23 protein-coding genes are annotated in these 20,822 nt (G+C 42.0%); 8 read left to right on the top strand and 15 right to left on the bottom strand.

The features are described 5' to 3' along the window. The first annotated feature begins 40 nt into the window (after positions 1-40). Positions 41-1,786: a pyruvate oxidase gene (gene spxB / locus AC6UD2_RS05980; RefSeq protein ID WP_500698316.1), complete on the top strand. Its 1,746-nt coding sequence runs from the start codon at positions 41-43 to the stop codon at positions 1,784-1,786. Positions 1,787-1,836: 50 nt separating this feature from the next. Here the strand turns inward: spxB and AC6UD2_RS05975 are convergent, their stop codons facing one another. Both AC6UD2_RS05975 and AC6UD2_RS05970 read right to left on the bottom strand, forming a co-directional pair. Further along, the gene (locus AC6UD2_RS05975) at positions 1,837-2,646 is read right to left on the bottom strand and encodes a DUF6198 family protein (protein ID WP_010022932.1); all 810 of its coding nucleotides are present in this window, start codon (positions 2,644-2,646) and stop codon (positions 1,837-1,839) included. A 31-nt stretch (positions 2,647-2,677) separates the two neighbouring features. Next, positions 2,678-3,691 carry a zinc-dependent alcohol dehydrogenase family protein gene (locus tag AC6UD2_RS05970; RefSeq protein ID WP_029327205.1) on the bottom strand — a complete coding sequence of 338 codons (1,014 nt, stop codon included), beginning with the start codon at positions 3,689-3,691 and terminating at the stop codon, positions 2,678-2,680. Positions 3,692-4,102: 411 nt separating this feature from the next. On the opposite strand from AC6UD2_RS05970, the gene AC6UD2_RS05965 reads away from it, so the two are divergent. Further along, entirely contained in the window at positions 4,103-6,049 is a 1,947-nt protein-coding gene (locus AC6UD2_RS05965; RefSeq protein WP_500698315.1) for an ABC transporter ATP-binding protein/permease, read from the top strand. 128 nt (positions 6,050-6,177) lie between these two features. Then, entirely contained in the window at positions 6,178-6,891 is a 714-nt protein-coding gene (locus tag AC6UD2_RS05960; RefSeq protein ID WP_039145052.1) for a gamma-glutamyl-gamma-aminobutyrate hydrolase family protein, read from the top strand. 58 nt (positions 6,892-6,949) lie between these two features. Here AC6UD2_RS05960 and phoU read toward each other — a convergent pair whose 3' ends face one another. From phoU to AC6UD2_RS05920, 8 genes are all read right to left on the bottom strand, one after another. Next, on the bottom strand, positions 6,950-7,645 hold the full coding sequence (gene phoU / locus AC6UD2_RS05955; RefSeq protein WP_010022924.1) for a phosphate signaling complex protein PhoU: 696 nt from the start codon (positions 7,643-7,645) through the stop codon (positions 6,950-6,952). Between the two features lie 11 nt (positions 7,646-7,656). After that, the gene (pstB, locus tag AC6UD2_RS05950) at positions 7,657-8,430 is read right to left on the bottom strand and encodes a phosphate ABC transporter ATP-binding protein PstB (protein WP_500698314.1); all 774 of its coding nucleotides are present in this window, start codon (positions 8,428-8,430) and stop codon (positions 7,657-7,659) included. Positions 8,431-8,440: 10 nt separating this feature from the next. Further along, the gene (gene pstB, locus AC6UD2_RS05945) at positions 8,441-9,241 is read right to left on the bottom strand and encodes a phosphate ABC transporter ATP-binding protein PstB (RefSeq protein ID WP_010022921.1); all 801 of its coding nucleotides are present in this window, start codon (positions 9,239-9,241) and stop codon (positions 8,441-8,443) included. Between the two features lie 3 nt (positions 9,242-9,244). Further along, a complete protein-coding gene (gene pstA, locus AC6UD2_RS05940; RefSeq protein WP_500698379.1) occupies positions 9,245-10,147 on the bottom strand; it encodes a phosphate ABC transporter permease PstA in 903 nt (300 codons plus the stop codon). A gap of 2 nt (positions 10,148-10,149) precedes the next feature. Further along, positions 10,150-11,073, bottom strand: a complete 924-nt coding sequence (gene pstC / locus AC6UD2_RS05935; RefSeq protein ID WP_500698313.1) for a phosphate ABC transporter permease subunit PstC — start codon at positions 11,071-11,073, stop codon at positions 10,150-10,152. 19 nt (positions 11,074-11,092) lie between these two features. Continuing rightward, positions 11,093-11,980: a phosphate ABC transporter substrate-binding protein PstS family protein gene (locus tag AC6UD2_RS05930; RefSeq protein ID WP_500698312.1), complete on the bottom strand. Its 888-nt coding sequence runs from the start codon at positions 11,978-11,980 to the stop codon at positions 11,093-11,095. A 155-nt stretch (positions 11,981-12,135) separates the two neighbouring features. Further along, positions 12,136-12,858: a winged helix-turn-helix domain-containing protein gene (locus AC6UD2_RS05925; protein ID WP_500698311.1), complete on the bottom strand. Its 723-nt coding sequence runs from the start codon at positions 12,856-12,858 to the stop codon at positions 12,136-12,138. 90 nt (positions 12,859-12,948) lie between these two features. Further along, on the bottom strand, positions 12,949-13,107 hold the full coding sequence (locus AC6UD2_RS05920) for a hypothetical protein (RefSeq protein ID WP_500698310.1): 159 nt from the start codon (positions 13,105-13,107) through the stop codon (positions 12,949-12,951). A 112-nt stretch (positions 13,108-13,219) separates the two neighbouring features. On the opposite strand from AC6UD2_RS05920, the gene AC6UD2_RS05915 reads away from it, so the two are divergent. Next, positions 13,220-13,750: a GtrA family protein gene (locus AC6UD2_RS05915; RefSeq protein WP_500698309.1), complete on the top strand. Its 531-nt coding sequence runs from the start codon at positions 13,220-13,222 to the stop codon at positions 13,748-13,750. Between the two features lie 32 nt (positions 13,751-13,782). On the opposite strand, the gene AC6UD2_RS05910 is transcribed toward AC6UD2_RS05915, so the two are convergent. Together AC6UD2_RS05910 and AC6UD2_RS05905 are read right to left on the bottom strand one after the other, a co-directional pair. After that, positions 13,783-14,448, bottom strand: coding sequence for a type 1 glutamine amidotransferase (locus tag AC6UD2_RS05910; protein ID WP_500698308.1), 666 nt, complete (start codon positions 14,446-14,448; stop codon positions 13,783-13,785). Between the two features lie 61 nt (positions 14,449-14,509). Continuing rightward, a complete protein-coding gene (locus AC6UD2_RS05905; protein WP_039145041.1) occupies positions 14,510-14,755 on the bottom strand; it encodes an FtsX-like permease family protein in 246 nt (81 codons plus the stop codon). A gap of 201 nt (positions 14,756-14,956) precedes the next feature. Here AC6UD2_RS05905 and AC6UD2_RS05900 point away from each other — a divergent pair, with 201 nt between their 5' ends. After that, positions 14,957-15,586 (top strand): YdhK family protein, encoded by a 630-nt coding sequence (locus AC6UD2_RS05900; RefSeq protein WP_052236637.1) that lies wholly within the window; start codon positions 14,957-14,959, stop codon positions 15,584-15,586. A gap of 57 nt (positions 15,587-15,643) precedes the next feature. Here AC6UD2_RS05900 and AC6UD2_RS05895 read toward each other — a convergent pair whose 3' ends face one another. Next, entirely contained in the window at positions 15,644-15,871 is a 228-nt protein-coding gene (locus AC6UD2_RS05895) for a hypothetical protein (RefSeq protein WP_500698307.1), read from the bottom strand. 120 nt (positions 15,872-15,991) lie between these two features. Further along, positions 15,992-16,249: a hypothetical protein gene (locus AC6UD2_RS05890; RefSeq protein ID WP_039145038.1), complete on the bottom strand. Its 258-nt coding sequence runs from the start codon at positions 16,247-16,249 to the stop codon at positions 15,992-15,994. A 260-nt stretch (positions 16,250-16,509) separates the two neighbouring features. Here AC6UD2_RS05890 and AC6UD2_RS05885 point away from each other — a divergent pair, with 260 nt between their 5' ends. The 3 genes from AC6UD2_RS05885 to AC6UD2_RS05875 all read left to right on the top strand — a co-directional run bounded on the left by AC6UD2_RS05885 (position 16,510) and on the right by AC6UD2_RS05875 (position 20,072). Further along, positions 16,510-17,334: a DUF6574 domain-containing protein gene (locus AC6UD2_RS05885; RefSeq protein WP_500698306.1), complete on the top strand. Its 825-nt coding sequence runs from the start codon at positions 16,510-16,512 to the stop codon at positions 17,332-17,334. Between the two features lie 11 nt (positions 17,335-17,345). Continuing rightward, a complete protein-coding gene (locus tag AC6UD2_RS05880; protein ID WP_500698305.1) occupies positions 17,346-18,779 on the top strand; it encodes a zinc ribbon domain-containing protein in 1,434 nt (477 codons plus the stop codon). A 93-nt stretch (positions 18,780-18,872) separates the two neighbouring features. Beyond that, positions 18,873-20,072, top strand: coding sequence for a zinc ribbon domain-containing protein (locus AC6UD2_RS05875; RefSeq protein WP_500698304.1), 1,200 nt, complete (start codon positions 18,873-18,875; stop codon positions 20,070-20,072). 15 nt (positions 20,073-20,087) lie between these two features. Here the strand turns inward: AC6UD2_RS05875 and AC6UD2_RS05870 are convergent, their stop codons facing one another. After that, entirely contained in the window at positions 20,088-20,723 is a 636-nt protein-coding gene (locus AC6UD2_RS05870) for an SGNH/GDSL hydrolase family protein (RefSeq protein ID WP_500698303.1), read from the bottom strand. Positions 20,724-20,822: the final 99 nt, after the last annotated feature.

Below are 20,822 nucleotides of genomic sequence, written 5' to 3'. Positions count from 1 at the left end.
AGGTTAAAGGTTAAGTTTGAAAAATGAAAAGAGGGATTCTATGAGTAAAATGACAGCAAGTCGAGCACTGGTAAAGGTGCTTGAGAGTTGGGATGTCGATCACTTATATGGCATCACGGCTGGTTCTTTGAATAACTTATTGAATGCACTAGATGAAGAAAAAGACAACATTAAATATGTTCAGGTAAGACATGAAGAAGTGGGAGCCATGGCAGCATCAGCTGACCACAAATACACTGGAAAGATCGGGGTATCGTTTGGTTCAGCTGGACCTGGTGCCACCCATATGTTTAACGGTTTATACGATGCTAAGGAAGATAATACTCCGATGTTGGCACTCGTTGGACAAGTTCCACAACCCATGATGAACACGCGTTTCTTCCAGGAAATGGACGAGCTTCCGATGTTTGCGGACGTTTCCGTTTACAATCGACAGGCTTCCACTGCCAAACAGATTCCCAAGATCATTGATGAAGCCATCAGAACGGCTTATCAAAAGAAGGGTCCAGCGGTAGTGATCTTACCCAACGATCTCCTTGGAACTGAAATTGACTATGAACCAATTAAAACGGCAAACGTTTCAAGCAGCATTAAGACGGTTAATCCAAAGCAGGCTGACGTTGATGAAGCCGTCAAGATGATTAAGAAAGCCAAGCATCCGGTTCTTTGGTACGGAAAAGGTGCTAAGGGAGCTCGAGATGAAATCGTGAAGGCTTCTGATCAGTTCAGCATGCCAGTCTTATCAACCGCTCCAGCAACTGGGATCATGCCCAACGACAATCTTAGCTACATGGGAGCTCGTGGACGGCTTGGATCAAAACCTGGATTTGAAGTCTCACAGGCTGCCGACCTGATTATCATGCTAGGAAACGACTTTCCGTTTGCTCGTTTCATGCCTCAAGACAAACAGATCATTCAGGTTAACAATAACCTGGCGGATTTAGGGCGCCAATATCAGGCTAACCTGACCATTCACGGTGACGCCAAAGAATTTTTGGAGATGCTAATTGATTCAGGGGTAAAGCTTCCTAAGAGTGATTTCTTGAAGGCGGCTCGATTGGATCGCGAAAACTGGTTGAAATGGCTCGATAGCATTGCGACTGATTACGACGAGGGCTTACGAGCTGAGACCGTTTTGAAGGCCGTGGCTGATCATTCCAAGTCAGATGCGGTTTACGGACTTGACGTTGGAAACAACACGATGCATTCTATTCGTCAATTACCACTTAATCAGGAGCAAAAGTTTGCCATGTCACCATGGTTTGGAACCATGGGCTTTGGACTTCCAGCGTCTATCTCCGCCAAATTGTCCTATCCGGATCGTCAGGTTTGGTCGATTTCAGGTGATGGTGGTTTCGCCATGGTCATGCAAGATCTCTTGACCCAGGCCAAGTACAATCTACCAGTTATCAATGTGGTTCTGTCTAATGATCGCTTTGGTTACATTGAACACGAAGACGCCCAATCAGATATTAGTGACTATGGAACGAAACTGTATGAAGCTGATTTTGCTCAAGTAGCTGATGGTCTAGGGGGCCATGGCTTTAAAGTATCAGGCCAAGATGAACTGGACGCTGCCATGGAAGAAGTCGACAGAATGCAGGCGGAAGGGAACACGAAACCAATCGTGATTGATGCCAAGATTAAGGCTTTTGATCCGATTGATACGAGTTTTGTTCCACTTGATCCAGAACAGTTTGACCAGAAGACGATTGATGATTATAAGAAACGTTATAACGTATATGGTCAACCGGCTCTCAGTGAAATTATGAAAAGTTTGAAGTAGAATATGTAATAAAAATAACCGACCTCATTGAGGTCGGTTATTTATTTTGCTTATTTTTTAACATCAGTTTCGTCAATATCTTCGGCAACTGTTGATTCATCATCACCGACATCTAGAGCTTGATGCTTTAGGTGTGGGAAGACGTATTTATCTGCGAGTCCAGTGATTCCACCTTGGAAGAGAAACGCGAAGATCGTTCCAAGTCCCAAGTTAGTAAATTGACGTGTCATTGCAAAAGCAACCACGGCCATTACTGTAGGCGGAATGTATGAAGCCCACATTGCTTTTCCGGCAGCACCATTAAAGTACTTAAACCTTAAGATCTGCATTAAGTCATCGGCTGGATGCAATACCAAGTTAACCCGTTGGTAAATTGAGATGGCAGTTGCGATCAATGCCACTCCAAAGAAGTTCAAGAGGACATAGAAGACAACCATCATCCAACCCTTTGCTTCTGGGAATCCGGCAAAGAATGATACTTTTCCAATGACTGGAAGAGAACCATCCATGAAGAAATCATCGAAGACTTGGATCAGTGCTGAGAACGGAACCATGAAGATTACGTTTCCAATGGCACGTCCCCAGTCCCAGTGGCCAACTAAGAAAGCATTCAAAATGGTAATGGCAACTCCTAAGATTAGAAAGGCCCAGAATAAGTTCCAATGAAAGGCATTTCCAAGGTTAGTTTCAGCTGCCGTCCAATATGCTGAACCTAGAAAAGATGGATGAATTTTAGCAGTTGTTACTAGAGTTAAAACATTTCCAGCAGAATTAATTATTAATGAAAGGATAAAGAACATAATTGAAGCTGTCATGGAAATGGTACGTTTTGCTTTTCTATTAGCGGTTTTTTTCGCCATAGTTTTCCTCCACGATCAGATTTTGGTTCAATTATTTAAGATCACCATTAACTTTAACAATTGACTTGCCTTGAACCTTGTCGGTACCGGCTAATACGCCAGGGACTTGTTCTAAAGTAAGGATGTTGTTTTGGAAAGGCTTAACCTTAACAGAACCATCTGAAAGGAGGGCGATTGAATCTTCGAAACTGTGTGGGTTAATCATGGAACCCTTGATAGTTAATTGCTTCTTGAAGATTTCGTAAGTGTTCATGTTGAAGGTTTGGCCAGGTGCACCAACACCGAACATCATAACTTGAGCACCAGGGTTGGTAGCTTCAACAGCTTGTTCTTGGGTTTCAGGCTTACCAACACATTCGATTACCATGTCGTACTTGTCAGTAATCTTTTCTTTAGTAGTGTTGATAACTTTGTTTAGGTTCAATTCTTTCTTTTCCCAAGCAAGGTTGTCATCATGACGACCAGTCATGTCAATGTTTTGGATACCATAAATTCTAAGAAGTTGAGCGAATAACTTAGCCATGTAACCATCACCAATGATTAAAGCGTGTTGGTAAGGGGTAATGTTTTCGGTGATCTTCATAGTGTGAACGGCACATGAAAGTGGTTCCATTGAGCATGCTGTTTGAAGTGATAATTCATCAGGAATGTGGTAAACAACCTTTTCTGGAGCAGTGAAGTAGTCTTCAAGGCCACCATCTCTAGTTACACCAACGGCTGATAAGTTTTCACATAATTCGTAACGACCAGTGTGACAGTAGAAACATTTGTCACAGTAGATGTTAGGGTCAACAACAACTCGGTCACCCTTCTTGAAGTCTTTAACGTTCTTTCCGACGGCAGAAACAACTCCAGAATTTTCGTGACCTAAAACAATTGGAGGAGTTGCATCAGCTGAACCGGGAAGACCATTGTATAAAGCGTGGTCAGTACCACAAATACCAGCATAGGCAGTTTCAACTAAGACTTCGTCGTCTTTAGGAGTTGGGACATCTCTGTCTTCAATCTCCATGTGTTGCTTAGCTGTCATAACTAAAGCTTTCATTTTTGACATAAGATAACTTCCTTTCAAAAAAGTTGATGGATTAATATCGTTACAATCTGAACATAATGGGTAGAAAAGCAAAATTTTATGAATTCTACTGTCTATGAGGAGATATGTTTACAATTATTAATGTAAACCGTTTCAATGCCGTTTGCAAGGTCATATGCCCTTGCATTTTTATACAATTAGAAATTGAACAAGGTCATAATTCGATAAGTGAAATAAATAACGGCATGATAACGGGAATTAAGCAATTAATTTTATAATGATGAAAAAGATGACAAGGAAAATATTTCACAAAATTATTTTTTTAATTTTATCTTAAGGAAGCTGGCTGTTTCTAATTAAAATGTACTTTTTGATAAAAAAGTTTACAATGGATAATACCAAAAAAGAAGGAGAGAGTGACATATGGCATACTTAGAACTAAAAGACATTCGAAAGTCCTATCATATTGATAACCAAGATTTTCATGTTTTAAACGGAATCAGTCTCAACTTCGATCGCGGAGAGTTTGTTTCAATTCTGGGTGAATCTGGTGGTGGGAAAACCACTTTGATGAACATCATTGCAGGATTAGACAGTGACTATTCGGGCGATGTTTTAATTAACGGCCAATCGTTAAAGAAGGATACCAGTAAACAACTTGACGAGTATCGGCGGAGTACGATTGGATTCATTTTTCAAAATTTCAATTTAGTAAATCACCTTACCATCCAAGAGAACGTCATGGTATCACTTGAAATGACGACTCTGACCCATAAGCAACAGGAAGAGCGGGCGATCGAGCTTTTAAAGAGAGTGGGATTGTACGATCACCGGAACAAGTATCCCAACCAACTATCTGGTGGTCAGATGCAGCGAGTTTCGATTGCTCGAGCACTGGCATCCGATCCGGACATCATCATTGCTGATGAACCAACCGGGGCATTAGATGCTAAGAACACGGATGACATTCTTGAATTAATGAACGAAATTGCTGAGGATGGGAAACTGGTCATTGCGGTTACCCATTCTCAGACCGTGGCCAACTATGGAACCCGGATCGTTCATCTGGCGGACGGAAAGATCGACGAAGATAAGATCTTAAAGCCAGCCTATCCAGTTGAGAAAAGCAAACCAGCCTTTAAATCACGTCCGGCTAAATTGGGTTCGATTTTTCAAATGGCGTTTGAACACTTTAAGTACAATTTTAAGCGGAACCTTTTAATTATCTTTGGAGCTGCCATTGGGATTTTCTCGGTGATCTTCATGCTGGGACTTGGAAATGGTGTGAGGGGATACATTAACCATGAGATTTATTCGGAGGTTAACCCCACTACCATTCAAGTCAGTCGAAAACAGAAGCAGGGTGAGAATCCAAGTCCGCAGAATTCCTTAATGACGAATCAGGACAACCGCCAGTTAAATGACTTAAAGAACGTCAAGAGTTCAACCTTAGGGAAGTTTTTATCCGGTGGGCAGTTTAAAGCGGCTGACAAGACGGCCTCTGTTCAGTACGTCCAAACCTATTATCAGGGAGCCATTTTAAAGAAAAACATTAAAAGCGGAACGATTCCTACTAAAGATAATCAGGTCTTAATTAATAAGAAAACGGCTCAAAGTTTTAATAAAAACAAGCCTTACGACATGACTGGGAAGAAGATCCAGTTGTTTGCGAACGCTCCAGATGACAACGGACAACCTCACGTCTTATCCAAGGAAGTTACTGTGAGCGGGGTTACCAGTGACATTAATCCAATGGCGCTGGTCAGCTCTAATACGATGAAATCCATGTTTAGTAGTGCTTCGATGAAGTATGAGCCAAACTTTGCGGCCGTTAACATCGCCGGTGGGGTTCCAAACGTGCAACCAGTTCAAGATAAGATTAAGTCGTTGAAGGGCCCCAACAAGCAGGCTAAGTACCAGATTACGGGTGCAGGAGCCATCGTTTCAACACTGAATACCTACATTAATGTGGCTGTTTGGGTTCTGGCTGGAATTGCCGCGATCTCGCTTCTTGTATCAGCAATCATGATCATCGTGGTTCTTTACATCAGTGTTGCCGAACGGACTAAGGAGATTGGAATATTGCGAGCTCTTGGTTTTACCAAGGGGAACATCAGAAACCTCTTCTTCTCAGAAGCCCTTATCTTGGGAGTCTTTTCTTCCATCTTGGCGGTCATCATTGCCTATCTGGCTGAATGGGGAGCGGACGCGGTTTCTAGCGGAGCCATTAAGTACGCAATTGTTCAGATCTCACCGATGAATGCCATTGCGGGCGCCGTAGTCTTCATCCTTATTTGTCTCTTGGCTGCTCTGGCACCAGCTGCTAAGGCTGCTAAGCTTGATCCAATTGTTAGCTTGAGTTCCGAATAGGAGCGAACGGTTGAAATTGGAACAAGTTTGAGGCAAACTAAAATTTAAATTAACTAAGAGCTATTCTAGACTAATGTCAGAATAGCTCTTATTAATTAGGTCTAATGCAATGGTTAGGAGGGTGAATTATGAAAATTGGAATTGCTGCAAACGTTAATCGGATGCCCACGCCAAACTATAACCTGGATTACGCTAATTATACGGCGCGGGTTTTCATCGATTTGTTACAAAAACATGGAATTCTTCCTATTATTATCCCGATGGCTAGTTTTGATATGATTCCTGATTATGTGGGATTAATCGATGGGCTGATCATTCCCGGTGGTCAGGATGTTCATCCTAAATTATTTCATGAAGAGACTAACCAAAAAGCGGAAGCCCACTATCTTCCCCATGATCAATGGGAAATGGGGCTAGTGAGAGAAATGATGCGAAAGCAAAAGCCGTTGTTGGGAATTTGCCGAGGACTGCAGTTGATCAACGTGACCCTTGGTGGCACGCTCTACCAGGACATTGCAACTGATTTTCCAGAGTCCGAAATTCAACACGTTTATCACGAGCATCCTAAGGATAATTTTCATGAGATTCGGGTCAGAAGTGATAGTGCATTGGCACATTCGGTTGGAAGTCATCTTGTCGTGAACTCCATTCATCATCAGGCGCTAAAAAAGGTCGCTTCTGATGTTCACGTGACGGCTCGTTCATCCGACGGAGTGGTCGAAGCCGTGGAAAATGATGCGGCTACCATCATGGGAGTGCAGTGGCACCCGGAGTTGTTATGGCAAAAAGACCGGAAGCAGGAACAGCTGTTTCTTGATTTCTTTGACCGGGCGAAGGATTAGTATGTAAGATACTTAAGTAAAAGAGTTCCTCTTGATTTTCTTCAGGAGGAACTCTTTTTTATTGGCCATTTTCGAAATATTCTTCTTCATGATTGGTACTATGACTAAGTTCGACCATCTTACCAGTCTGGTTGTAGACCAACCATTCGGCAAGGTTGACGACGTGATCGCCAATTCGTTCTAAGAGTCGAATCACCATGAGGTAACTCAAGGCCGCTTGAGCAGTCTGGCTGTTCTTTTTTAGTGACTCTGTTACCAGTTTCCTGGTGGAATGGTAGTACTTATCAATCGATTCGTCCTGGTCCGCAATCTTTTTAGCCTCGGCAGCATTGCCCTCAAAGAAAGCTTCAAGAACCTGTTCTAGCATTGTACGGACCTGTTCGGTCATCTCACTGATGACTTTTTCGACCGCCGGGATGCGTTCGTGGCCCTTGGCGTTGATGGTTTCTCTGGCAATCGTGTTGGCATGGTCACCGATGCGTTCAATGTCAGTACTGGCTTTTAAGATACTGATGATCTGGCGGAAATCACTTGCAACTGGTTGCTGTAACGCGATGAGTTGCAGGGATTGTTTTTCTAAGTCCATTTCTTCGTTGTTAATTTTAGGGTCTTCAGCCACAATCTTGCGTGCTAGATCCTTGTCATGGTCAATGAAAGATTTGGTGGCCTGATAGATTTGCTCACTGCTGTCAAATCCCATTTCCATAAAGTGTCCTTTGAGTTTCTTTAGTTCGTCATCAAATAATGCTCCCATGATTGTTCTCCTTATCCAAATTTTCCGTTGAGGTAGTCACTGGTTTCCTGCTTGTCGGGGGTTAGAAACATTTTCTTGGTGTCCCCAACTTCCATCAAATGGCCGTTCAGCATAAAGGCCGTTTTATCAGAGATCCGGGAGGCCTGTGACATGTTATGGGTCACGATGATGATGGTGTACCTATCCTTAATGTTAAGGAGGGTATCTTCGATCATTTGACTAGAGATAGGATCTAGCGCACTCGTTGGCTCATCCAATAAAATGACGTCTGGTTGAATTGCTAGCAGTCGGGCGATACAGATTCGTTGTTGTTGACCACCAGAAAACGAGAGGGCACTTTTATGCAGTTTATCCTTCACTTCATCCCAGATTGCTGCCTGTTTAAGAGATTCCTCAACTCGTTCATCTAGAGTCTTCTTATCCTTAATTCCAGCTAATTTTAGGCCAAAGGTGACGTTGTCGTACACGGAGAACGGGAAGGGATTAGGTTGTTGAAAAACCATGCCGACTTCCTTTCTAAGCTGGACCGTATCTTCCTTTGGACCATAAATGTTGTGACCATTGAGGGTGAAACTACCGGTGATGGTGATGTTAGGGATGAGGTCGTTCATCCGATTAAGGCACCGGAGGTACGTTGATTTTCCACAGCCAGATGGTCCAATCAAGGCGGTAATCTCATTTTCCCTGAAGTTGAGGTTGATTCCGTGAAGTGCTTTTCGTTCCCCGTAGTATAGATTAACGTTTTCAGTTTTAATGATCTCTTTTGCTTCTGTTTTAGTTGTCATTTACTTCTCCTTAACCGAAGTTGCCGGAAATGTAGTCCTCGGTAGCTTTTACCTGCGGTCTGGTAAAGATGTCAGCGGTCTTTTTGTATTCCATCACGTGCCCCAGATGAAAGAAGGCGGTGTAGTCGCTCACACGAGCCGCTTGTTGCATGTTGTGGGTCACAATAATGATCGTGTACTTTTGTTTAAGTTCTAGGAGTGTTTCCTCAATTTTGGCGGTTGAGATGGGATCCAGAGCACTGGCCGGCTCGTCCAAGAGAAGGATGTCTGGTTGCATGGCAATTGAACGTGCAATGCACAGTCGTTGCGCCTGTCCCCCTGATAATTCGAGGGCACTTGTATCCAACTTGTCCTTGACCTCATCCCATAGAGCCGCTGCTCTTAGGCTTTGTTCGACACGTTGATCTAGAACCGTTTGATCCTTTACTCCGTGTTTTTTTAGTGCGAATTGAATGTTTTCCCGGATGGTCTTGGCAAATGGATTAGGGTGCTGAAACACCATCCCAATGTTTTTTCTTAACACGTAGACGTTTAATTTTTTCTGATTGATGTTGACGTCACGATACATAATGGCACCAGTCACGGTAGCCACACCGTCATTCATCCGATTGAGGCACCGGAGAAAGGTGGATTTACCCGATCCAGAGGCCCCGATCAAGGCGGAAATCTTAAAACGCGGAAAAGCTAGTGAGGTGTCAAAGGTGGCTTGCTTTTTACCATAGAAAACGTTGACGTCTTTGGTTTCAAGGGCGATTTCACCTGGTGGCACGATAATTTGATGTTGATCTAAGTTGTAGTCTGGTTGTGTCATGAGTTAGCCTCGTTTCTTTCTAGTTGTTCCGGTCATCTTGCGGTATGCCCAGTTACCGAAAAATCGAGATGACAGGTTAAAGATCAGGATGACGATGATAAGGACCGCTGATGCCCCACTTGAAACGATGTGAGCATCGGGAACAATTCCCTCCGTGTTCAGTTTCCAGATGTGAACCGCTAGTGTTTCGGCAGGACGCATGGGATTTAGAAAGCTGCTGGGGCTGAACGGGTTCCAATCAGTGTAACTTACGATTGGGGCACTTTGCCCTGCAGTGTAGATTAAAGCGGCGGCCTCACCGAAGATTCGCCCAGAACTAAGGATGACACCGGTAATAATTCCGGGGATGGCAAGTGGCAAGACCACGCCGACGATGGTTTTGGACTTTGAGAGTCCCAGAGACAGTCCGGCTTCACGTTGCAGCTTAGGGACTTCTTCAATGGAATCTTCCACACTCCTTGTGAGTAATGGGAGATTAAAGATTGTAAGTGCAATGGCACCCGACAGGATGGAGTAGTCCAATTGAAACTTGATTACTAGGATCAGGTATCCGAAGAGACCAACAACAATCGATGGAAGGGAGCTTAACACTTCGATGGCTGTTTTAATTAAGGTGGTCATCCAATTATCCTTGGCATACTCGGCAAGATAGATGCCAGCTCCCAGACTAATGGGGAGAGAGATGATAATCGTTAGGACCAGGAGGTAGACGGAATTAAAGAGTTGGTCACGAATTCCACCTCCCGCGCTGATTGAACTCGAGGTTGAGGTTAGAAATTTCCACGAAATATCAGGAAGTCCAGTGACCAAAATGTAGCCCAGCAGGAAGATTAAGATTAAAACCACGACGCTAACGAGTGCCCAGATGGTCCCGATGGCCAATTTATTGATTTTTTTGGCATTTATTTTCATTTTTTAAATGCACTCCTCTTTCCAATTAATTTCACGATAACGTTGAAAACCAGTGACATTACCAGTAAAACCAGTGCCAGCGTCCAAAGGGCATTGTTAGGGAGAGTCCCCATGATGGTGTTTCCCATTTGGGTGGTTAACTGACTAGTTAAAGTGGCCGTTGGACTAGTTAGACTAGTTGGCATCAGGACCGCATTTCCGATGACCATCTGAACGGCTAGGGCTTCACCGAAAGCCCGTGCCATTCCGAAAATCATGGCGGTTAAGATCCCAGGGGTAGCAGCCCTTAAAACGACTTTATACATCATTTGCCACCTCGTGGCCCCCAGTGAAAGAGCTGCACTTCGGTAGTCCCGGGGGACGGCCTTGAGTGCGCCAACTGACATTGACGTAATGGTGGGAAGAACCATGACGAACAAAACGATCGTAGCCGGTAGGATTCCCGATCCAGTTCCACCGAACACGGTTCGAACCATTGGGATCAAGACCATGAGGCCAATGAAACCGTAGACAACGGATGGAATTCCCACGAGTAATTCGATGACCGGTTGGAGGATTTTTTGGCCCCGTTTAGGAGCAATTTCCGTCATAAAGAGGGCCATCGCAATCGCAAAGGGAGTGGCCAAGATGGCTGACAGAAGGGTAACCGCAAATGAAGTAACAATCATCGCTAGTGCGCCAACTTCTGGTTTCCCGTTTGGCCCCTTTTGACTTGGGCTCCAGTCGCTCTTGGTGAAGAAGTCTATTACGTTGACGTGGTCGGTGGTAAAGGTGGCCAGTCCCTTAGTGGTAATAAAGAAGAGGATGGCAACCACTAAGATGCCAATAAAGCCAATACATACTAAACTAATTAAATGTCCAATTTGATCCTGATGGGTTTCCTTGGATGGTTTCAGTAATTTTTCTTTAATTTCATTCATATAAAAACCACTTTCTTAATTATTTAATCTTTTGGACGTGACCGTCGGCGTTCTTTTCAAACTTCATGTTTTGCACCTGAATGTATCCGATCTGTTTGACGAGTCGTTTCTGCACCTTATCCGAAAGCATGTAATTGATAAAATCCTTGGTGGTGCCAACTGGTTTGCCCTTGGTATACATGTGTTCGTATGACCAAATCTTCCAGTCATTATTTTCCACGTGTTGATCTGTAGGAGTGACGTGATCAATTGAGATTTTCTGGGTTTTCTGGTTGAGATAGGGGAACGATAGGTAACTAATCGCTCCGGGAGTGGATGAAACAATCTGTTGTACTGTTCCGTTTGAATCCTGCTGTTGAGCGTTAACGGCCTTTTGCCCCTTTAAGACAGACTGTTCGAAGGTTGTTCGCGTTCCGCTTCCTTCGACACGATTGATGACCACAATCTTGACGTTGTTTCCACCAACCTGTTTCCAGTTGGTAACTTTCCCAGTAAAGATTTGTTCTAGTTGCTTCATCGACAAGTCTTTAACGCCCACCTTTTTGTTAGCGACCGGGGCAATTCCGACCACCGTAATCTTATGATCAACTAGTTCCTTGGCGTTCACGCCTGGTTGTTCGGAGGCAAAGACGTCAGAATTTCCAATGTTGACGGCTCCCTGCTGAATTTGACTCAGGCCAGTTCCGGACCCGCCTCCCTGAACGTTAACGTTGACGTGGGGGTGATCGACCTGATATTCGCGACTCGCTTGCTCTACTAAGGGCTGTAAAGCCGTGGATCCCACGGCGGTAATCTTATTACCGTTTTGTGCCTTTGTGGCAGAAGATGAGCCGCAAGCGGTTAGTGCAAGTGCGAGGAACCCGCAGCTTAAGATGAGTGCGGTAATTCCCTTTTTGCCAAATGACATGTCCAAAATCTCCTTTTGAGTGGTCGTATTTTCATTACGAACTAAGTATATAAAGTGAATGTAAATGTTAAGTAAATTTTAGGATTTTTTGTGTAAATGTTTGGTAAAAATAAAAAGTGCCCCAATCATTTTGATTGAGGCACTGCGATTGATATTTAATTTTTAAGATCCACTTCAAAGTTATAACCAAAGCCACGGATCGTTTTGATGAACGTCGGATCCTTAGGATTGGGTTCGATTTTGTCCCTTAAGTGACTAATGTGCATTTCGAGCATTCGCGAAGATTGATCGATGTAGAGGTCGTTCCAGACGCCATTTAGAATTTGTTCCCGGCTTAGAATGTGTTTGGGATGGTTTAAAAAGTACTCAAGTAGTTTGAATTCTTTGGGTGTCAGTCGAAGGGGTGTCCCATTCTTTTTGACCGTCTTATGATCTAGGTCAACTTCAATGTTACCAAAGTAATAGGGTGGACGTTGGGAGTCCTGACGCTCTACAGGCTGATTTAACGTCTGATCCTGGTAGAACCGGGTCCGACACTTCATTCTAAGGAGCACTTCATTAGCATCGTATGGTTGGATGATGTAGTCATCGATGCCAGCCTTAAATAGTTGGGTGACGACTCTGGGATCCTTTTTTTCATCTAAAACAAAAATGGGAAGGGAAGCGGTGACTCGGATTTTTGGAACCAGCTTCATTAACTCGTCAATTGAAACCGTTGCTAGATCCCAGATGATCGCCTGTTCGTGATATTTACGAATTGAGGATAACAAGTTAGAAACGTCGTAAAGGTCATCGACGAAGTATCCATTGTCATTAAAGGTTTGATTAAAACTAAGTGCTAACGATAGTTTCTCGGTCACTAAAATAATGTGATTCATGGCATCCATCCTGGTTCAAAATCACGTGCTGTTCTACTTACTCATTATACAATTTTATTGATGTCAGTCGTACTTTTAGCCTTTGATTTCCTACTTTACGTCTTGATGATGGTTTTCTTTTTCCTGACGTTTTTTGGCCCGGTGAAGACTGATCATAACCGTAATGATTGTAACTAAGATAAAGACCACTACCATCATTATGACTAGCCCAATAAATGTCTTTAAACTCATGATGTCAAATCCCTTCATTAAATAATGATTTTATTTTAACACGACAGAAAAGATTAAGTTTTAAGGAAATCGCAAATTTTTAGTTCAATCTATTGTGATAAAATAACTAAGAAGGAGTTTGATGTATATAATGAATGATACAAATGACGCTAATACCACTAATTACTTAGATATCGTAAAAAGATTAGTCTTTGATGAAAAAATTGAATACTTATTTTGGGGAGCAATGACAACGCTGGTCTACTTTGTGAGTCGGTTTGTTTCGATGAAGATCTTTACCAGCAACTTCATTCCCGTTTTGATTGCGCAGGTTTTGTCAATTGCGTTTGCCTTTGTTGTCAACAAATACTTTGTTTTTAACAGTGGCACCCAGTCCAAAACCATTCAGGCTCAGATTGTGAACTTTGTGGCTGGCCGGTTGTTCGTTTTAGTCCTAGACTTCTTAATGACGTACGTTATGATCGATAAGTTTCCCCAATTTTTTGTTAAAATTCTGTTCCTTGATCATTTCAATTATTCAGCGTGGCTCTTTCAGCTGCCCATCGTGCACGGTTTGATTGGTAGTCCCATTCTTTTAAACAGTTTCATCTGTGTCGTTGGGACTCAGGTCATGGCAATTGTGATCAACTACTTTGTTTCAAAGTATTTTGCCTTTAAATAAAAGAAAAATAGCATCTCACGAAAAGTGGGATGCTATTTCTTTGCAATGTAGTCTAAGAGTTTAAATAAATTAGTATGATTTTGTTTGGAAATTTGATGATGTAAAATATCGGCTTGCGATTGATGGAAAACGGAGTTTGCGAGGTACGGATAATCGTTGATGATCATCTCATGGACGTTACTAGCTTTTGGTTCTAAATGAAATTGAAGTCCGATCAAATTATTCTTAATGAATCCCTGATTAATGAGGTGCTCACTAGAGTACAACAAAGTGGCTCCCTTCGGTATCTCGAACGATTCTTGGTGCCAGTGAAAGACCACTAGTTCACTGGCGAGCTCCTCAATTTGATTCGTTTTTAAATAAACGGGAGCCCAACCAACTTCCTTTACGTGTGAATCAGAAACGGTGGCGCCCAAGACTTTTGCCATTTGTTGAGCCCCAAAACAAATCCCAAGGATTGGTTTATTTTGATCAATCATTTGTGAAATGAGTCGGCGTTCCGCTTTAATCCAGCTTGAGTTGTCATTGGCGCTCATCGGTCCACCTAGGATGATGAGCATGTCAGAGTCGTTTACATCGGGAAGTACACCAAACTGAGCTGGGTAGTAAATGGACATTTGATGTTGATTTTGATGAATCCAATCAGCAATGGCGCCAGGACCTTCATCAGGGGTATGTTGTAAGATATTAACTTTCATAATTCACACTCTTCTTAAATTAGAATAAAAAAAATAATGCCATTGGCATTATTTTAGTAGTTTACATCATTCCGCCTTGCATACCAATCATGGCAGCAATGGCAGCAACGATCATCTTGAATAAGCCCATGACGATGAACGCGATGATAATTCCAAAGGCAATGGTAAATGCCATTTGCATTGATGATTTCCAAGCTGCCTTGTCTCTGCCACCAAGGAACTTGTAGAATAACCAAGCTAAGGCGATTAGAATGATTAGAACAATCACTAATGCAACAATAGAAATAATTAAACTTTCTGTACCCATAATTTTCACCTCTCAAACATAAAAATATATACATTTAGCATGAACTTTTACGCGGTAATGTGCAAATATCTGACTTAATTTTGAAGGAATCACTAAGATTCTTAAAATAAACTTATATTGAAACGTTTTAATACCTATTTGACGGGAACGGTGCTATCTTAAAAGTTGAAACATCATAAAATATCAAAGGAGCTCTTCAAAATGAAAATGAAGAAAACGTTATTTACATTAGCCGCCGTGGCTAGTGTTGGACTAGTACTTACTGGTTGTGGTGAAAGTAAGAGTAATTCAAAGTCATCCTCATCATCTAAGATGTCTAGTAGCAGTAGTGAAAAGACTATGAGCAAAAAAGACATGAAAGAGACCAAAGGTGATAAGTCCATGGACATGAACATGCAAATGAAGCACAAGATGGCACTACCAACTGATCTTACAGCTGCTAAAAATCCGAAGTACAAAGTTGGTTCTGAGGTTAAATTAAATGCCGATCACATGAAAGGAATGAAAGGCGCCAAGGCCAAAGTTACCGGCGCTTATGATTCACCACTTTATGTAATTGACTACAAGCCAACCGATGGTAAGGCAGAAGTTAAGAACCATGAATTCGTTACCAAGAATCAACTCAAGGCTGACAAACCAGGAGCTGCTTTGAAGAAAGGTGAAAAAGTCACCGTTGAAGCCGATCACATGAAAGGTATGAAAGGTGCCAAAGGTAAGATCGTGAAAGTTTGTGACGGTCCTGCTTATGCTGTTACCTTCACTCCAACTAATGGTGGTAAAGAATACGTGAACCATCAATGGGTCAGCCAAACTGAAATGGAAAAAGAATAATTTAATTGAACGTAAAAATACTAGAACACATGTGTCCTAGTATTTTTTTGCCAATTTTTAGATGAAGTTGTAACCAACGGCACCAATCAGCCCCATGATGGCGGCTGCTAAATACCATTTGGTTTTGGTGGTTCTGCCGAACATGCCCCAGCATATTTCATCAATGAAGACGACTAGGACGGTGATCAGTAGAATGTTGAAATGGGCAAACATGATGGCGATCACTAAGGCCAGACCACAAACGATGTCATTAACATTTCGGATTATTTTACGTTGGTTTTTCATTTTTTCTCCATTTAAATAAGTGAAATTTTAATTGTTACTTTAATCATAGTATGAGAGAAACGTTTCGGCAACGTTTGGAGAAAATGAACCATCCTTAACCTTTAAAAAGTAAGGATGATTCTATAAATATTGAGATTTATCCATTGCTTCTTGTAGGGCTTTTGGACAAACATTAATATTTTCCGATACTTTTAGATTATTATTACTAGCGGCTTCAATGATTTGGGCGATCTCCTTGATGGACAGTTTTCCCTTTAAGGCATAAGAAATGTGAACGGCGAATTCGTAAAAGTTATTGGAGTTTTGCATCTCCATTTGAACGGTATTATAAAGTCTTTGATTATCGATGAAAACATCATTTCCAGTACTGTAAATCATGATGATTCCTCCTTAATTATCTTATAATAATAATTATAAATAAATAATGTGAATAATCAACAATTAAATGATGTAAAAGTTAATTGTAGTAGAAGAGACTCTACCTTGATGACGACAAAATCCTATTATGCCATGGATAACTAAGGTTAATTAATTGATTTTTTTATTTATGTAACTGACCAACCTTTTCTTGAATTGATTAGTATGTGATAATGTAAACGTAAGAAAATCTTAATAATTTATTTAATGGAGGAATGAACATGAATGAATGTCCAAATTGTCACTTTCATAATCAGCCGGGGGCTAAGTTCTGTGTTAAGTGTGGAACTAAGCTCTCTGGTAACAGTAGTAACGTACATAATGAATCAAAGAAAAAGCAACAACCACGTAGTCCTCAGTCGGACGCTACTAATGGCTTGAACAACGTTTTTACCTACTTTGTAGCATCGGTCAAACATCCTGTTAAGTATGAAGTTCCAGGTGAAAAGTATCTTGGTTACATCTCCCTAGGTGTTTTTACCGTTTTAACTTGGCTGGTTTCGTTCGTTTTAGCCATGAGAATCAATGGAGGTTTGGCGAATGAATCCATCCCATATTCGGTTCTCCATAAAATGAACGGGGTATTTAATACCAGCTTGATGGGACTGGGATTAATCATCGCACTTCTTGGGTTACTATCTTGGATCTTGGGCTACGTTGGCATTCATTTTGTCATGAACAACGCCATGAGTTTGAGTGAGTACACGAATGAGTACGGTCGTTTTTTGAACGTTGGCATTATTTTATTGCTGGTAGGGATTATCTTTGCCGCTGTGATGCCAGCTGGAATTTTAATGTGGATTGGACTCTACTTGGTGAGCTTGGCCATTACCATTTCAGGATGGGCGTTAACCTATGAGGTGCTGGTCTCAAAGGATTTCGGTCCGATCGATCGTTTTTACGTTTTATTAGTGATTACCGTTGTCGTGGCCATCGTTGCGGTTGTTTGTGTCAGTCTTTTGTGGGGTAGTCTATCTTCTCAACTGTCTAATCTAGGCCAAGAATTAATTGGTAGATTTATGGACTCGTTGAATCAAGACTACTAGGAGGAAAGAAAATGAGTGAAGAAGCTTCTTTTTGTCCCAATTGTGGACATCGGATTAATGCCAATGATGAGTTTTGCCCGAACTGTGGATATAAATTAACTCCCAGTGGATCACAAGCTCATCGCGGAGGTCAGCAGCAAGCTGTCGCTGATAACGTTCCACCGCGTTGGACCAGTAATGGGAATCATCCCCGTGGAAATAAGAAAATGAAACCACTAACAAAAGTGGTGTGGATTGTCGTAGTGGTGCTAGTAGTGGCACTGATCGGTGGTTACTTCTTTGGTAGAAGTTACTATTCCAAGACTAACCAAGTTGATCGGGTCATTTCAGCGATGAAAAATGATCAGGAAAAGCGTTTGGCAGGCATGGCAGAAACAAATGATCCCAACTTCAAAATTAGTGGGGCGGCAATGAAACCTACCACTAACTACTACGCTAGTAACAAGGACCAATTGTCGAAGTTAAGAAGTCAATTTATGCGGGATAATGACAGCCCAGTAACTGATAACTTACAGTTCAAGCAGGATGGGAACGCATGGCTAATTTTTCCTCGCTATAAACTGATGGTAAAACCCGTTTATTCTAACGTTTCTACTAATCTTAACGGGGTCTCGTTAAGTGTGAACGGTAAACAGGTTACTAGCAACATGGGAGCCCAAAAGTCTAAGAAAATTGGACCACTTGCTCCCGGCCTTTATAACATTACGACGTCTGGTAAAGTGAACGGACGTGAACTGCACAACAACGGTCAGTTTGATTGGATTGATGGGGCTAGTTCAGTATCTCTCCCACTTCGTATCATCACCTTCACCGTGAAGGGGCAACCGGGATCAGACGTATTAATTCAAAATAAAAAGGTAGGTACCATCGGTGATAATGGCAACCTGAAACTTTCTAATTATCCTTTCAGTACTAACATGAACGTCCAGGTTCAGATGAAGGGGAAGTCCGGAAAGCTTATTGCTAGTAAGCCATATAGTCTAAAGGAGACCGACGATAACAATACGATCGAACCAAAATTTGATGGAATTGCCACGAAGGACCAGGCAGATCAGGTCTTACATGGCCTGTGGACTGACGCTAGTGGTGCTGATAATGGAGTCGATCTTTCCAAATATTTTGATGGTGGAAATGATAATCCAGCCTGTCAGGATATGTTGAAGATGGTAAAGAGTTATAACGATAACGATAAGATTGATACCTTTGATACGGAAGAGACAACTGACTCCGTGGCTCCCTATGATAGTGGTGAGACTCAGGTCACTTATCACGTTGATTACACCTTCTATAATGATGATAATGGGGTTTCGGTTCATCACCAAACCTTTGAGTACAATGCGATTCTGGTCAAGAAACCGGGAAGTGATAATTCAGATGCTTTACCGTTTGTTATTAAGAGTAATCAATCAACTAAAAAAGTGTCAGACAGTACCGATAATAGTTAATCAAACCTAAAAGAAACGGAGCATTCGCTCCGTTTCTTTTTATTTGGCGTATGTTATGATTTCCCTATATTGATATAAAGGGTGGAAGTACACGTGGATACAAAGCATAAATCACATAAGTTTCTGGCGTTCCTGATAGTTCTTGAAATTATAATTGTTGTTACGATTGGGATCGTTGGAACCAACTATTACTCCAAGAAAGCTAGTGGAGAGCGTTTAATTAGCGCATTACAGGGGCATCAGCAAAAAAGCGTCATGGCAAACATCAAAATTGTGGGTCAAAAGGGAACTCCTGACGAGGAAACCGTTCAACCCGTGATGACTTACTTCGATCAGCATCCTAGTGCCATTAGTAATCTTAAAATGCAGATGAGTGGCGGGGATGGAATCAGTCAAGCCTTTTCTTACGAACAAACGGGGAAAAACTTCTTGGTCTTTCCCCGTTACCAGTTAGTGGTCAAACCAGTTGCACCAAGCGTTAAAACTAATTTGCCACACGCTCAGGTAACGGTCGACGGGAAAAAGGCTGGTCAGACTGACGATCATGGTAAATTAAAGGTTAAAAAATTAATTCCAGGCGTCCACCAGGTTGCTGCTACGGCGGAAGCAAACGGGAAAAAACTTGAAACGAACGGACAGTTTAGTCTACTGGAATCAGATGACACGGCTCACTTGAACTTTAAGGTGGTTTCATTTCGGGTTAAAAGTGTGCCCAGTGCCGTGGTGTACGTTGACAATCATCCCATTGTTAACCTTGATAAAAGTGGGAAAGCCGAGATTAAGAACCTGCCAATTAATGCCAATTCATCAATTTGGGCCACCTTGAGTGTGAATGGCAAGCCCATACAAAGTGAGGTACAGTACCTTACGATGAAAAATGACAACTCCCAAATTACCATTAAGTTTGACAAGTTAGTGGATAAGAAAGCGGCTAGCAACCTGATCAACGCCATCTGGGATCCCATTAACGGGGATGTTTCTGACGATGCCTCGGCTGATAAGGCTCAGTATGACCAAAACTTTATTGATGGGAAAAAGAATCCTGCTTATGGCAAAATGATTGCGATTGCCAAGCAGGATCACACTGATAAGATTAAGGATCGTAAAATTACGGCCAACGTTAAAAAAGTGCAAAGTACCGGTGAGGGTAAAGCGAACGTTGAGTTTGAGGTCCAGACCCAAACGACCGATGATAAGGGGCAACAGACCACTAAAGCCACCAATTATCGGGCTGACGTTAAACAATCTGTTGATGGTCAGCTTCAACTGCAAAATCTGGATGAAGTAAAATAATTAAAAAAGAGCCGACTAGGGCTCTTTTTGATTAACGTTTTTTTGAATAAATTCTGCGATGATCTTGGCCATCATTTTGTAGGTTGATGAGTTGGGATGGAGCCGATGATCATTTAGGCGAGTTTGATAGTTGCTGTTATCAACCAAAGTAGGGGCAACTTTCCGCCAGTTCAAGACGTTAATGTTATTTTGGTGATAGATTTTGATGAGACGATCTAGTAATTGACCAAACGTGTAGTGAGCAAGTCCTTCCACATTATAATTATCGGACCCACCATCGAAGCGATTTAATGGCAGGATCCCTAAAATCATAATGGAGGGATTTTCGGCCTTAATTTGTTTGATGTTCTGGTCGAGCATCCTTCCCACCACTTCCAGAGTTTCATAACGATGGGCAAAGTCATTGGTACCGTAAAAAATCGTGGCCAGCTCGTAGTTCTTGAAGTTGTGGTGATCAACCTGATAAGTTAAGTCTAGCTCGCAGTTACCGGTGATCGTACCAGCGTTCTGACCGGCGTTAGTGATTGATTTAAATGGTAAAAATTGGCCTAAGTAGTATGGCCAGTTATAGACGAGATCCTTTTCCCCATCGAAACCACGGGTTAAAGAATCTCCTAGTAAGATGATGTTGTCTTCGTTAATTGGTTTCATTTTTAATCCTCGATTTTAAATTTTGATACTTTTATTCTACCCCTTAAGTCAATTGACATGGGCGGCTTATTATTGCATGATAGTATACAATTAAATTTT

Source organism: Fructilactobacillus sp. X2R5C2, assembly GCF_059901375.1.
The sequence above is the reverse complement of the archived record's forward strand: the minus strand, read 5'-3'. Positions and strand labels throughout refer to the sequence as shown.